Origin of the sequence: Kitasatospora sp. NPDC051705 (assembly GCF_044453265.1) — a bacterium.
GTDB lineage: Bacteria > Actinomycetota > Actinomycetes > Streptomycetales > Streptomycetaceae > Kitasatospora.
In genome coordinates, this window is record NZ_JBITCO010000025.1 from 1 (window position 1) to 14,956 (window position 14,956).

The following is a 14,956-nucleotide window of genomic DNA, read 5'->3' on the forward strand; positions in this document are numbered from 1 at the left end:
GGGGGGGGGGGGTTGGGTGGGGGTGGGGGCGGGGGGGGGGGGGGGGGGGGGGGGGGGCCCGCGGGGGGGCGGGGGGGGCGCCTGCGCCGCCCGGCCCCCCCCCCCCCCCCGCGGCGGTCCGGTCCGATCGGCTCAGTGGATGATGCCGGTGCGCAGGGCGACCGCGACCATGCCGGCCCGGTCGCCGGTGCCCAGCTTGCGGGCGATCCGGGCGAGGTGGCTCTTCACGGTGAGGGCGGAGAGGCCCATCGCCACGCCGATGGCCTTGTTGGACTGACCTTCGGCGACCAGCCGCAGCACCTCCACCTCACGGCCGGACAGTTCGCGGTAGGCGGACTGCTGGGTGCCCGGTGCACCGGGGGCCCCGTGGGCGCCCGGCGCACCGGTGGCGCCCGGCACGCCCGGCATGCCCGGACGGCGCATCCGCCCGGCCAGTCCGGCGGCGCCGAGCGGCAGGCCCGGGCGGCCGGGCATCGCGACGTTGGTGCGGGTGCCGGTGACGACGTAGCCCTTCACCCCGCCGGCCAGCGCGCTGCGGACCGCGCCGATGTCGTCGGCGGCGGACAGCGCCAGCCCGTTGGGCCAGCCCGCGGCGCGGGTCTCGGCCAGGATGGTCAGCCCGGAGCCGTCCGGCAGGTGCACGTCGGCGACGCAGATGTCGCGCGGGGTGGAGACCCGGGGGCGGGCCTCGGCGATCGAGGACACCTCGATCACGTCCCGGACGCCGAGCGCCCACAGGTGGCGGGTGACGGTGTTTCGGACGCGGGGATCGGCGATGACCACCATGGCGGTGGGCTTGGTCGGCCGGTAGGCGACCACGTTTGCGGGGTGCTCAAGAAGGACCGACACCAGGCCTCCTGCGGGGAGTGGCGGACGGAACCCCGATGGGGGCGGTCGGAGTGTTCCGCGTTCGGAAAGGGTCACAGTCTGCTTCGGCAGCTACCGTGCCCGGCTTTAGCGAAAGATCACGATCTAGTGAGTAACAATACGGACAAATCGCGCATATGACTGATGCGACATGCCTGGTATTCGCACAAAATCGATCAGATTCGTCATGAATCGGTCGGTTTCGGCCGGGTAATTGACGCAGAGCGCGACGGAAGTCACACGCTGTCAGCCCTGGGGGTGGCGTCGGACCGGCCGGTGCCGTCCGGGCCGGACGCCACTCGTCAGTGCGAGCGCGGGCGTCGCCGTGCGGGCATCGGGACCACTCCGCCGAGTGACGGCACGTCCGCCGGCGCCTGCGGGGCCGGGGTGACCGGCGGCAGGCCTGCACTGGTGCACAGCAGGTCCCCCCAGGCCGCCAGGTGCCGCTCGAACCGGCCGTCGGCCGGCGTCCAGGACGCCCGGATCTCGATCTCGGTCGAGGAGGGGCGGTCCGCGAGGCCGCCGAAGTACTGCGAGGCGCAGCGGGTCACCGTGCCGGACGGCTCCGCGTACCCGGCGCCGTGCGTCTGCAGGGCGTCCAGCAGCCAGGCCCAGCCGACCTCGGAGAGCATCGGGTCGCCGGCCATCTCCGGCTCCAGCTCCGCGCGGGTCATCGTCACCACCCGGAACTCGCCGTTCCAGGCCTCCTGCCCGGCCGGGTCGTGCAGCAGCACCAGCCGCCCGTCCGCGAGCTCCTCGCCGTCCACCTCCACCGAGGCGGTCACCGCGAACGCGTACGGGGCCAGCCGGCGCGGCGCCGGGGCGGGGGAGAGCTGGACCTCGGGCCGCAGTCGGGCCCCGTCGAGGGCCTCCACGGCGGCCCGGAACTCGCTCGGCGCCCCCTCCCGACCAGTTCCGCCACCTGCTCCGCCACCCTGTGCGGGGTGCCCGCCGACCGCTGCCATGACCCGAAGACTAGGTCGAGAACCCCGGTTAACGCCGCAACTTCCGTCCGAGCGGCGTGCCGGAACGGCAAACCGGGCCACATCTTGGAGGAACCGACGAGCCGGCCCGGAGAGAGCGCCCCGGGGCGCGTGCGAAGATTTGACCCGTGAGCGAGACTACGGCAGACACCACGGCGGCCGCCCTCGACGGCCGAACCACCCCCGCGCGCCGCGGCGCCGCGCACGACTCCGCGTTCCTGCGCGCCTGCCGGCACGAGCCGGTGCCGCACACCCCGGTGTGGTTCATGCGCCAGGCCGGCCGCTCGCTGCCCGAGTACCTGAAGGTCCGCGAGGGCATCCCCATGCTGGAGTCCTGCATGCGGCCCGAGCTGGTCAAGGAGATCACCCTCCAGCCGGTGCGCCGGCACGGCGTGGACGCGGCGATCTTCTTCAGCGACATCGTGGTGCCGCTCAAGGCGGTCGGCATCGACGTCGACATCAAGCCCGGCATCGGGCCGGTCATCGCCGACCCGATCCGCACCTTCGCGGACCTCGAGCGGCTGCGCCCGCTGGAGCCGGACGACGTCCCCTACATCACCGAGGCCGTCGGCCTGCTGGTGGACGAGCTCGGCGGGACGCCGCTGATCGGCTTCGCCGGCGCGCCGTACACCCTGGCCAGCTACCTGGTCGAGGGCGGGCCGTCGAAGAACCACGAGAACACCAAGGCCATGATGTACGGGCAGCCCGAGCTGTGGGCGGCCCTGGTCGACCGGCTGGCCGACATCACCTCCGCCTTCCTGAAGGTGCAGATCGAGGCCGGCGCCTCGGCGGTCCAGCTCTTCGACTCCTGGGTCGGCTCGCTCGCCCCGGCGGACTACCGCCGCTCGGTCATGCCGTCCAGCACCAAGGTCTTCGACTCCGTCGCCTCCTACGGCGTGCCGCGGATCCACTTCGGCGTCGGCACCGGCGAGCTGCTGGGCCTGATGGGCGAGGCCGGCGCGGACGTCGTCGGCGTCGACTGGCGGGTGCCGCTGGACGTGGCGGCCGAGCGGGTCGGCCCCGGCAAGGCCCTGCAGGGCAACCTCGACCCGGCCGTCCTGTTCGCGCCCACCGAGGTCGTCGAGAGCAAGGCCCGCGAGGTCCTGCGGGCCGCGGAGGCGCTCGGCACCAGCGGCCACGTCTTCAACCTCGGCCACGGCGTCATGCCCTCGATGGACCCGGACGCGCTGAGCCGTCTGGTCGCCTTCGTGCACGAGGCCAGCGCGCGCTGACCCCGGAACGGGCGAAGGGCCCGCCCCCCTCGGGGGGACGGGCCCTTCCGTCGTTCCGGTGGACCGCTACGGGTTCACGGGAAGGACCGGGGTGCTGACGGTCGGGATGCTCCAGCGCTGCGCGGTGGTGCCGTTGCAGGTGAAGAGCTGGAGGGTGGTGCCGGCGTTGCTGTTCGCCCAGGGGACGTCCAGGCACAGGCCCGACTGCGGGTTGTAGATGCTGCCGTCGGCCCGGTAGCGCCACTGCTGGCCGCCCTCGCCGAGGCAGTTCCAGAGGATGATCTGGGTGCCCACCGCGGTGCCGTTGGCGCTCGCGGCCACGCACTGGTTGTTGATGGTGAGCGTGCCGTTGGCGTTCAGGCTGTAGCGCTGGGCGTCGGTGCCGTTGCAGTCCCACAGCTGGGGGTGCATGCCGTTGCCGGTGTTGTTGTTCGGCGCGTCCAGGCAGCGGCCCATGTGTGCGGAGAACCGGACCGGGCTGTTCACGGTGGTCGCCGCGACCGCCGAGTTGTAGACCGCCAGGTCGCTGATCCGCCCGGTGAGGAAGTTGGACGGCGCGCTGGCGGCGCGGTAGCGGCCGAGCACCAGGTTGCCGTTCGGGGCCGGGCTGGTCGAGGCGTTGTGCTGGCCGGTGCCGGCCAGGCTGCCGTTGACGTACAGGTTCATCTGTCCGGTGGCGGCGTTGTAGCTCGCGGTCAGCTGCGTCCAGGTGTTGAGCCGGTACGCGCCGGCGGGGCCGGTGGCGTTGTCGTAGTCGTAGGGCCACTGGTCGTTGTCGCCGTTGGCGATCGCGAAGCGCCAGGCGCCGTGGTCGGCGTAGATCATGAACGAGCTGCCGTGCTGGGTGTCCTGGCTGACCACCACGCCGGAGTCGTCCTTGGCCAGGTAGGCCCAGGTGCTGATGGTGAAGCTCTGGCGGGCGTCCACCGCGTTCCGGGCGCCGGTGACGGTGGACTTGTTGGCCCCGGTGCCGTCGAACACCGCGACCTTGGTGGTGCGGCCGTCGACGGTGTCGTCGGCGAAGGACACGTTGGCGGCGGTGCCGTTCTGGGCGGCCGGGTTGGCCTTGGCGTCGCCGGTCAGCGGGAACTGCACGAACGGCGCCTGGGTGGTGCCGCGGAAGTGGTCGCCGGCGTAGCCCGTGACCTGGCCGTTGGTGACGGCCGACGGCCAGACGTGGATCGTCCCGGACTGGTCGACGCCCCAGAGGTCGGGCACGTCGTCACCGGTCAGGTCGCCGTCGGCGCCCATGGTCGGGAAGCCCGTGCCGTTGACGCCCCAGCCGATCCTGGCGGCGGGGCTGGCCGTGACGGCCGTCACCGTGGTCGAGCCGTCCGGCCGGGCGGCGGTGGTCAGCGCGTACTGGAAGATGTCGCCGTTGGTCCGGTTGCGCACCCACAGGGCCGGGGTGGTGGCCGTGGCGGCACCGATGGCGAGGGTGTTGCCGGGGACCATCAGGTCCTTGTCGTCCCAGTTGCCGGTGGAGACCAGCGACGGCGCCGCCAGGGTGTGGTTGGTCTTGACCGGGTAGAACCAGAGGTTGCCCGAGTCGATCGCGAAGACGCCGGTGGCGTCGGTCACCTGGCGGCTCGGGGTGCGGGTGTCCTTGGCCGAGCCGATCGGGGTGATCTGGCGGGCCTGGGACCAGCTGCCGCCGTCGTGGTGGCCGGCGCAGGACGTGGCGTACGCGGTGTCGCAGTCCGGGCGGTCCAGCGGGGTCATCGTGCCGCGGGTGAAGCGGCCCGGGTCGGACAGGGTGTTGGAGTAGTAGTAGAGGGCGTCGTCACCGTCGCCCGCGCCCGGGCCGCTCGGGTCCTTGTGGACGAACAGGTCGTCCAGGTTGGTCGTCGGGTCCACCGATCCGCGGTGCGCGACGCGGTAGTCCTTCCACGTCCGGGGGTTGGTGGCGGCGTCGGCGCCCGGGGCCTGGGCGGCCGGTGCGGCGGTGCCGGTGGGCGGCACGCTGGTGTTGCCCGGGTCGGTGGCCCGGCCGTGGGCGATCAGGTTGCCGGCGGTGTCGGCGAGCAGGATGTCCGGCCGGGCGTCGCCGGTGGTGTCGCCGAAGGCGACCGGGCCCGGCGCCCACGGCACGTAGAACGAGTAGGAGACGGTCTGGGAGGAGTTCCCGGCCTCGTCGATCGCCCGCGCGTACAGGGTGTTGGTGCCCCAGTGGGTCGGCTTGGTGGTGATGTCGCCGATCGACAGCGTGCCGCCGTTGCCGCAGGTCTGCTGCGCGCCGGAGAGCTGCGGGTCGTAGCCCCACTGGACGCACGCCAGGCCCGAGGAGACCAGGCCGGCGCCCGGGCTCGGGTCGGAGGCGACCACCGGGATGTGGCCGGTGTCGCCGAGCCGGAGCTTGGTGGTCTGGCCGTTGCCGGCCGGCGGGAACTGGGTGGCCGGGTCGGTGAAGGCGCCGAACGTGAACACCGGCGGGGTCATGTCGACGGCGAAGTGGCAGACCGTCGAGGCCGGTCCGCGCAGCAGGCCGTCGTCGCCCTGGGTCTGCCAGCCGTAGTAGTGGCCGTCCTGGAGGGTGCCGACCGGCAGGTCGTACGAGGCCTCGCTGCCCGTGCCGACGAAGCCCGACCAGCCGTTGTTGACGGTGTTGCCGCCGGTGGTGTTGTCCCAGATGCCGACGTACTCGGTGAGCTGGCCCTGGTTGGGGCTGCTGACCGTGGACTTGAGCGTGGTGTTGGTGGCGGTCACGTAGCCGTACGAGGAGACCGGCACGTCCGCGCAGGAGTCGGTGTCGGAGCTGGTGACCCGGTGCGGGGTCGGGTAGGTGTGCGGGTTGCCGGGCACCCGCGGCGGGAAGTCGTACTGGCTGCTGAGCGTCGCGTCGTACGAGTACCGCTTGAAGCCCATCCGCTGGCCGCTGCCCTCCTGGCCGAGCACGGCGAAGGCGAGCGGCACGCCGGTGTTGCGGATGCCGTCGCGCAGGGCGTTGGTGATGTTGAAGTCGATCGGCAGGTCGTTGTAGCACTCGGAGAGCGTGCCGTTGCCCGCGACGTTCTTGCCGTCGAGCCACTCGCGGACCTCGTGGTTGTTCCAGGACACCGAGGAGTCGAACTCACGGGCCCGGTAGAGGTTGACCGGGTAGGTCGTCGAGCAGGAGTGGTCCGAGGAGATGTACTGGTTGATCCGCAGGTTGGCGTAGTTGATCGTGGCGCCGGCGTAGCCGTTGAGGTCGAACTCGAACAGCGCCCGCTCGATCCCGTACGGGGACTCCCAGCCCTGGTAGCCGGAGCCGGGGCGGTCGCGGTCGTTGGAGCCGGTGCGGTCGAAGTTGCCGGTCGTGTTGTGGGCCTGCATCACCCAGGCGTGGTGCTGCTTGCCGCGGGCGTCCTGGCCCCAGGACGGGTCGACGTAGATCGGGTACGAGGTGCTGGCACCGTCGAGCAGGTCGGGGCTCGGGGTCAGGGTGATCGCGCCCTTGCCGTTCCCGCCGGCCTGGGCCACCTTGGCCTCGGCCACCGGGATGTCGGCGACGGTGGCGAGTGAGCCGGGACCGGCCGTGGTGCTCGGGGCGTCCGGCGCGGTGCGGGTGGCGGCGCCGGCGGCGGCGTCCTGTCCGGCGGCCGGGGCGGCCGGAGCGGCCGCGCGGGGGGCCGCGGCGAACGCGGGCTCGGCGGCGGCGGACTTCGCGGCGGCCCGGGCGGCCGGGGTGCGCGCCTCCTTGGCGGACCACATCTGCGGGGTCGGTGCGGTGAACACCGGGGTGCCGCCGGCGGAGGCGGTCAGCGCGCCGGTGGCGTCCTTGCCGAGCTCCAACCCCTTGGTGGTGGTGGGGAAGACGAGGTTGCGCGCGGCCGGGTTGGCCGCGGCGGCGGGCGTGCGCAGCACGACCACGGTGGTGTAGCCGCCCCACTTGGTGGCGGTGACCTCGAGGTCGGTGTCCGGCGCGACGCCGCTGAACAGCGCCGTGTTGCCGGTCAGCTTCGGGGCGGGGAGCCTGCCGGGGAACGGCGAGGAGACGGCGAGCTGCTTGCCGTCCTTGGTGGTCATGGTGGCCAGCGGGCCGTCGCCGCCGCCGGAGATGACCAGGTCGCCGCTGGCGGTGGTGGGGGCGACGGTGCCGTCGCCACGCTTGACCAGGGTGTCGTCGAGGGGGGCCCAGGAGCCGTCGGTCCGCTTGGCGCGTTGCGCGAGCTCGTGCTGCTCCGAGCGCAGCTTGCCCTCGGCCGTCGCGACCACCGTGGTGTACTCGTCGGTGAGTTCGGGGACGGGGACGTCCTTGCCCTCGCGCTTGGCGCGTTCGACGGCGCTCTGGATCCGGTCCGGCGTCGGGCGGGTGGGCTGCCCGGAGGGCGCGGTGGCCGGCGCGGTGGGGGCCGGTGTGCCGGTGGCGGCGTGGGCGGCGAACGGCGCGGCGGTGAACAGGCCGGTCGTGAGGACCAAGGAGACCGCGGCGGCGGTCGACCGTCTGGTCGGCCTGGCGGGTCTGGGTATGCGTGGCATCGGGCTCCCCCGGGTGTGCGACGCGCTCCGCGAGTGCGGATACGCAGAGGTCAAGCGCACCCTGGCAGTTCTCACGCCTCGTCGACAAAACCTTCGCAAGGGCCGTGTCGGGATTTTGGCGCAAAAAGAACCGAATGGCCGGTCAGTGAGATGGATCACCCCGCCTGCCGGACGCTTTCTCGCTGGTGGGGCGACATACCCGGCTGCTAGGTTCCGCAACCGACTGTGCCGATGACCAGTCAAATCTCTTTCAAGAAAACGGGGGTGGGAACGTGTCAATTCCGGACAGACCCGATCGCAGGGGAATTCCCTGGCGATGGATAGCCGGGCCGATCGCCCTGGCGGTGGCCGGTTCGCTGCTCGGACCGGCCGCGCAGGCCGCGAGCGGACCCGACTTCTCCAAGGTGTGGCAGCCGCCCGGCACCCCGCTGCCCGGCACCACCTCCGTCAAGGTCACCGACGCCGCCAAGGCCGCCGCGGTTGCACCGCACTACCCGGTGCCGCAGCGGGCCGGCAGGGCGCCCGCGGTGGCGCCGGCGGTGCACGGGTCCGCCACCGCGGACCTCGCCGCCGCGCGGCCGGACGCCCCCGTCAAGGCCGGCGCGCTGCCGGTCTGGGTCGCCCCGAAGCCGGAGGCCGCGGCGTCGGCCGCGGCGGTGACGGTGGTCCAGAAGGACGGCGCGAGCGCCCGGGTGTCCGGCGTCGACGGGCTGGTCTTCAGCCTCACGGCGCAGCGGGCGGCCGGTGCGGCCGCCGACGGGCGGGGCGGTGCCGAGGAGGCCGTGCCGGTCACCGTCGGCGTCGACTCCGCCGCGCTGGACGCGGCCACCGGCGGCGAGTTCGCCTCCCGCGGCCGCCTGGTCACGCTGCCCGCGTGCGCCGCGACCACCCCCGAGCTCCCCTCCTGCCAGGTCCGCACCCCGGTGCCGGCCCGCTACGACGCCGCCGCCAAGCGGATCGTCGCCGAGGTGTCGCTGCCCGCCGCGGGCGACCCGGCCGTGCCGGCCGGCGGTGCCGTGAAGGCCTCCTTCGCCGCGTCCGCGAGCGGGGCCTCGGCCCAGGCCCCCGCGGCGGCCCCGCTGCTGCTGGCCGCCGAGACCACCTCCTCGGGCGGCGGCGGCAGCTACAACGCCTCCACGCTGACCCCCTCCTCCGCCTGGGCGGCGGGCAGCTCCTCCGGCGCCCTCACGTACAGCTACCCGGTCCAGGTGCCGCCGTCGCTCGGCGGCCAGCCGCCCGCGGTCGCGCTCTCGTACAACTCCTCGACGGTGGACGGGAAGACCTCGGCCACCAACGCCCAGGCCTCCTGGGTCGGTGACGGCTGGGAGCTCAACCCCGGCTTCATCGAGCGCAGCTTCAAGCCCTGCGACAAGGACGGCATCAAGGGCTCCGGGGACCAGTGCTGGGCCGGCTTCAACGCGGCCCTCTCGCTCGGCTCGCACTCCGGCCAGCTGGTCCGGGACCGCAACGCCGGCTCCTCCGGCGCCACCACGGACGCCGCGACCGGCGTCTGGCACCTCAAGGACGACGACGGCACCAGGATCGAGTTCGGCTCGGGCGCGGGCAACGACGCCCGGGACGGCGCCTACGCGAAGGTCACCGACTCCTCCGGCACGGTGTACTACTTCGGCCTGAACCACCTGCCCGGCGGCGACAAGAGCGATCCGGCGTCCAACTCGGTCTCCACCGTGCCGGTCTACTCGCCCGACAGCGGCGACCCGTGCTACGACTCCGGCCAGGGCAAGGCCTCCTGGTGCCAGATGTGGCAGCGGCTCTCGCTGGACTACGTGGTGGACGCCCGCGGCAACCTGACCACCTACACGTGGTCGCCGGAGACCAACTGGTACGCCCGTGGCGGCGGCCAGAACAACGGCAACGGCACCCGCACCTCCTACACCCGGGCGAACCTGCCCGCCACGATCGCGTACGGCCAGCGCCTCGACGAGCAGGTCGCGGCCAAGGGCGGCCTGCAGCCCGCCGCGAAGGTCGTCTTCTCCACCGCCGAGCGCTGCGTGGACACCGCGAACTGCGACCCGTCCCAGCGCACCGAGGCCAACAAGACCAACTGGCCCGACGTGCCGGTCGACCAGGAGTGCAAGCAGGACGGCACCTGCACCCACTACGGCCCGAGCTACTTCACCACGAAGCGGCTCTCCGGCGTCGCCACCCAGGTGCGGGTCAACAACGCCTGGCAGGACGTCGACTCCTACCAGCTCAACCACTCGTTCCCGAACCCGAACGACAACACCAGCCAGAAGGCCCTGTGGCTGGACTCCGTGGTGCGCACCGGCAAGGCCGGCGCGACCCAGCTCAGCACCCCGGCGGTGAGCTTCACCCCGGTGATGCTGCCCAACCGGGTGGACGGCACCGACCTGGTGCCCGCGCCGCCGCTGATGAACCGGCCGCGCATCCAGCAGATCCACAACGAGACCGGCGGCGTCCTCAACGTCGACTACAACCTGCCGGCCTGCTCCCGGATCAACAAGGTGATGCCGGCGGCCGAGGACGACAACAGCCTCGGCTGCTACCCGGTGCGCTGGCTGCCGCCGGGCTCGGTGGCCGGGTCGGACCCGGTCCTCGACTGGTTCAACCACTACACCGTCGCCTCGCTGACCGAGAACGACACCGCCACCGACGCCCCGCAGAAGATCACCAAGTACGCCTACGCCAAGCCCGGCTGGCACCGCGACGACGCCGAGCTCACCGAGGCGAACGCCCGCACCTGGGGCGACTTCCGCGGCTTCGGGGTGGTCACCACCACCATCGGCAGCGGCAACGACGGCCCCAGGTCGCAGAGCCGCGCGACCTACCGGCAGGGCATGGACGGCGACGTCCGCAAGGACGGCAGCACCCGCAGCGTCCACCTGACCGACGCGCTCGGCCGGGACGTCGTGGACGTCGACTGGCTGGGCGGCCAGGTCCTGCAGACCGAGGTGTTCGACCAGGCCGACGGCAAGGTCACCTCGCGCACCGTCAACGCGGCCTCCGGTGAGGTCGCCACCGCGACCCACCCGCGCGGCAACGGGCTGCCGGACCTCGTGGCGCGCTACACCGCGACCACCCGCTCGACGACCACCCAGGGCCTGAAGGCCGACCAGACCTGGCGGACCACCACCAAGACCACGGTGTCCGACAGCGACCACGCCAACCGCGCCCGCAGCGTGCTCGACCAGGCCGACGGGCTGCCCGACGTCTGCACCCTCACCGCGTACGCGCAGGGGCCCGACCCGGTCCGCACCGACCTGGCCGCCGAGACCCTCACGGTCTCCGGCGCCAACGCCTGCACGGCCACCGCCAACGCCGGGAACACCGTCTCCCGCAACCGCGTGCTGTACGACAACCTGCCGTACGGCCAGGCCGCGGCCACCGCCAACCCGAGCGGCTCCCAGGAGCTGGAGCGCTACGAGGCCGACGGCAGCGCCACCTTCACCACCACCACCAACGTCACCTTCGACAAGTACGGCCGCACCGACTCCGTCACCGCGCTGACCGTCAAGGACGCGCAGCACCCGGGCGGCGCGACCACCAGGACCTCGTACGCGGCCGCCGCGGCCGGCGAGATCCCGTCCACGCTGACCTCCTCGGCACCGGTGCCCGGCGTGGCCAACGCCACCTGGGACACCGTCACCACCATCGACCCGCGCCGCGGCAACACGCTGACCGTCAAGGACCCGAACAACAAGGTCAGCACCCAGGCCTGGGACTCCCTCGGGCGCCTCACCGGGGTCTGGCTGGCCGGCCGCACCCCCGGGGCCAACCCGAACCCCAACGTCAGCTACGCCTACAACCTGTCCAACCAGACCGGTGTCCCGTCCTCGGTGACGACCCTGGTGCTCAAGCGCGACCTGAGCACCCCGGTCCAGACCCGCAAGATCGACATCCTGGACGGCTTCGGCCGCACCCGGCAGACCCAGACCTCGCCCGCCAACCCGGCCTACACCGGCCGGATGCTCTCCGGGACCCGCTACGACTCGCAGGGGCGGGCCAAGACCGCCGACCCGGCCTGGTACAACAAGGACTCCGGCCCCACCTCGACCCTGGTGACGGCCGACGACTCGACCGTCCCGCTGCAGACCCGGACCACCTACGACGGGCAGAGCCGCGCCGTGGTGGTCGCCTCCTGGTCCCTCGGCGTCGAGCAGAACCGCACCACCACGACGTACGCCGGCGTGGACCGGGTCGACCTGCTCCCGCCCGCCGGGACCTGGCCCACCAGCGCCGTCTCCGACGCCCGCAACCACACCGTCGAGCGCTGGCAGTACAACACCCCGACCGCCACCGGCAACCGCGCCGACGCGGTGGTCTCCACGTACACCTACACCGTCGACGGCCGGCCCGAGTCGCGCACCGACGCCGCGGGCAACCGCTGGTCCTTCGGCTACGACCTGCGGCACCGCCAGGTCTCCGCGACCGACCCGGACACCGGCAGCGTCGTGCAGACCTACGACGAGGCCTCGCGGGTGGCCACCACCACCGACGGCCGCAGCCGCCGGCTCGCCTTCACCTACGACCTCACCGGCCGCAAGACCGGTGAGTACGACGGCACGGTGGCCCCGGCCAACCAGCTGGCGGGCTGGGTCTACGACACCGTCGTCAAGGGCAAGCCGACCTCGTCCACCCGCTACGTCGGCGGCGCGACCGGCCAGGCCTACACCACGGCGGTGACCGGCTACGACGACGCCTACCGGAAGACCGGGGCGACGGTCAGCATCCCGGGCAGCGAGATCGGCCAGACCGGCACGTTCACGTACACCAGCACGGCGACCTACGACAAGATCACCGGCAACCTGAAGGAGAGCATCCTCCCCGCCCTCGGCGGCCTGCCGGTCGACGACGTCGCGTTCTCGTACAACGACTACGGCCAGATGTTCAAGTACGCGGGCGCCACCACGTACGACACCCAGACCGAGTACGACGCCTACGGCCGGGTCGTCCGCTCCACCGTCAACCCCTGGGCCACCCAGGTCGTCGTCACCAACGACTACGACCAGGCCACCGGACGGCTGCGCAACCAGTTCCTGGACAAGCAGACCTCCACCACCGGCGCGGTCCAGCAGACCGGCTACACCTACGACGACTCCGGTCGCGTCACCTCCATCAACACCGTCCCCGACAACAACCCGGCCGCACGCGACCTGCAGTGCTTCGGCTACGACAGCCTCGGCCGGCTGACCACCGCCTGGACCGACACCGGCACCGTCACCGTCCCCGACCCGCAGCAGCACCAGACCCTGGACCAGGGCCGCTGCACCAACACCAGCCCGACCAGCGGCGCCGTCGCACCGGCGCTGACCACCGTCGGCGGCGGCAACCCGTACTGGCAGGAGTACGGCTACGACGTGACGGGCAACCGCACCCGGTTCGTCCAGCACGACACCGGCGGCGACTCCACCAAGGACACCGTCACCACCCAGACCTTCCCGGCCCCCGGGACGGTCAACACCTCCGCCGGCAACGGCGGCCCGCACGCGCTCACCGGCACCGGCACCACGGTCGGCGCCGCCACCACCGTCTCCGGCCGCGACACCTACGACGCCGGCGGCAACACCACCTCGATCTACACCTCCAGGACCGGCACCGCCGACCTCACCTGGAACACCGAGGGCAAGCTCGACGCCTACGCCCAGGCCGGCCCGGTCACCGGCGTCGGCGGCAAGTGCCTGGACATGCGCGGCGGCAGCTCCGCCAACGGCACGGTCGTGCAGATCTACACCTGCGGCACCGGCGGCGGCCAGCGGTTCTCCACCGCGGGCAGCCTGCTCAAGGTGTTCGACAAGTGCCTCACCGCCACGGGCACCGCGGCCGGCTCCGCCGTGCAGCTCCAGCCCTGTGACGGCGGCGCCGCCCAGAAGTGGACGCCGCGCGCCGACGGCACGGTCCTCAACGCGGGCGCGGCCCGCTGCCTGGCCGTCCCCGGCGACGTCAGCACCAACAGCACCGCCCTCGTGGTCAACGACTGCGGGTCGACCGTCCCGGCCGGCCAGAAGTGGAGCGCCCCGAGCCAGACCACCAGCTACGTCTACGACGCGGACGGCAACCAGCTGGTCCGCCGCAACCCCGGGAAGACCACCGTCAACCTGGCCGGCGACGAGCTCGTCTACGACTCCGTCGCCAAGACCCTCACCGGCACCCGGTACTACCCCGTCCCGGGCGGGCTCACCATGGTCCGCGTCGGTGCCGGCGGGATGACCGTCCAGCTCGCCGACCACCACAACAGCGGCCTGCTCACCGTCGACGCCACCAGCCTCGCCGTCACCCGGCGGGCCATGGACCCCTTCGGCAACCCGCGCGGCTCCCAGCCCGCGGCCGGCGTCTGGGCCGGCGACAAGGGCTTCGTCGGCGGCCTCAAGGACGACGTCACCGGGCTGACCAACCTCGGCGCCCGGCAGTACCAGCCGAGCACCGGACGCTTCGTCAGCCCGGACCCGGTCCTCGTCCCCGACGACCCGCAGCAGTGGAACAGCTACGGCTACTCCCACAGCGACCCGGTCAACCGCAGCGACCCGTCCGGCCTCTACGACCCCGACCTGCGCGAATGGCAGATGCAGCAGGAGCGGGCCAAGCGGCAGGCCGAGGCCAGCACCCCGGAGACCGCCAGCGACGACGTCGAACCCGGGGACCTCGGGGACGACGAGCCGGCGACGGAGGAGGAGTACAAGTGGTGGAAGGTCTGGACGCCGCGGCACGACACGGCCGTCCTGATGGCCACCGCCTACCTCAAGGCGCAGCGCCCGTACGACGACTTCGACAACGACGTCTTCGTCCGTGAGGGCTCGTCCAAGGGCAACAAGAAGCCCGGCTACGCCGACATCGTCGAGTGGGGCAAGGACGAGGTCCTGGTCTGGGAGGTCAAGCACGAGGGCGGTGGCGCGGAGGCCGCCGGGCCGGCGCAGCTCGCCCGCTACGTCCGCCAGCTCCAGGTCATGCTGATCGCGAGCGGCGACACCCGGACGGTGAAGGCCGGCGGCAGGCTCGGCACCGAACTCGGTCCGGTGCCCAACATGGCCAACCCGGCCGAGTTCATCACCGCCAAGGACGGCAAGTCCGACGGCATCATCACCTACAAGTGGTCGAAGGAGGACAACCGGGGCGGCGAACCCGACCCCGTCCCGCACCCCGTCCCGGTGCCGCAGCCTTCGCCCGTCCCGCTCAGCGAACGCGGGCGCAGGCCCGGCTGGACCACCACCCGGCCGATCACCGGGGCGACGGCGAACACCGCCCCGGCCACACCGGGCGAGATGCCGCACGCCCCCACCGCGGGCAGCGGTGACGGCGGCGGCGGGTTCGAGGTGCACGGTCCGATCATGACCAGGCAGCAGGAGACCAACTTCGGAGCGGCCGTGGTCTTTGTCATAGGCTTCATCGCCTACTGCGCCACGGCCGGCACCGCCGAACCGTAGACCGGACCGGTCGAGA

The 14,956-nt window shown here is 72.6% G+C and carries 5 protein-coding genes; 2 read left to right on the forward strand and 3 right to left on the reverse strand.

Features of this window, described 5'->3' with window-relative positions; all coding sequences use genetic code 11:
• Positions 1-132: 132 nt before the first annotated feature.
• Positions 133-849 carry a response regulator transcription factor gene (locus tag ACIA8Q_RS26240; protein ID WP_360215939.1) on the reverse strand — a complete coding sequence of 239 codons (717 nt, stop codon included), beginning with the start codon at positions 847-849 and terminating at the stop codon, positions 133-135.
• A gap of 320 nt (positions 850-1,169) precedes the next feature.
• Complete coding sequence (locus ACIA8Q_RS26245) at positions 1,170-1,832, reverse strand: DUF3000 domain-containing protein (protein WP_360215942.1); 663 nt, start codon at positions 1,830-1,832, stop codon at positions 1,170-1,172.
• A gap of 236 nt (positions 1,833-2,068) precedes the next feature.
• Here ACIA8Q_RS26245 and hemE point away from each other — a divergent pair, with 236 nt between their 5' ends.
• Positions 2,069-3,082, forward strand: coding sequence for a uroporphyrinogen decarboxylase (gene hemE / locus ACIA8Q_RS26250; RefSeq protein WP_387901895.1), 1,014 nt, complete (start codon positions 2,069-2,071; stop codon positions 3,080-3,082).
• A 66-nt stretch (positions 3,083-3,148) separates the two neighbouring features.
• Here hemE and ACIA8Q_RS26255 read toward each other — a convergent pair whose 3' ends face one another.
• The gene (locus tag ACIA8Q_RS26255) at positions 3,149-7,480 is read right to left on the reverse strand and encodes a ricin-type beta-trefoil lectin domain protein (protein WP_360215948.1); all 4,332 of its coding nucleotides are present in this window, start codon (positions 7,478-7,480) and stop codon (positions 3,149-3,151) included.
• Between the two features lie 404 nt (positions 7,481-7,884).
• On the opposite strand from ACIA8Q_RS26255, the gene ACIA8Q_RS26260 reads away from it, so the two are divergent.
• A complete protein-coding gene (locus ACIA8Q_RS26260) occupies positions 7,885-14,940 on the forward strand; it encodes a ricin-type beta-trefoil lectin domain protein (protein WP_396317759.1) in 7,056 nt (2,351 codons plus the stop codon).
• Positions 14,941-14,956: the final 16 nt, after the last annotated feature.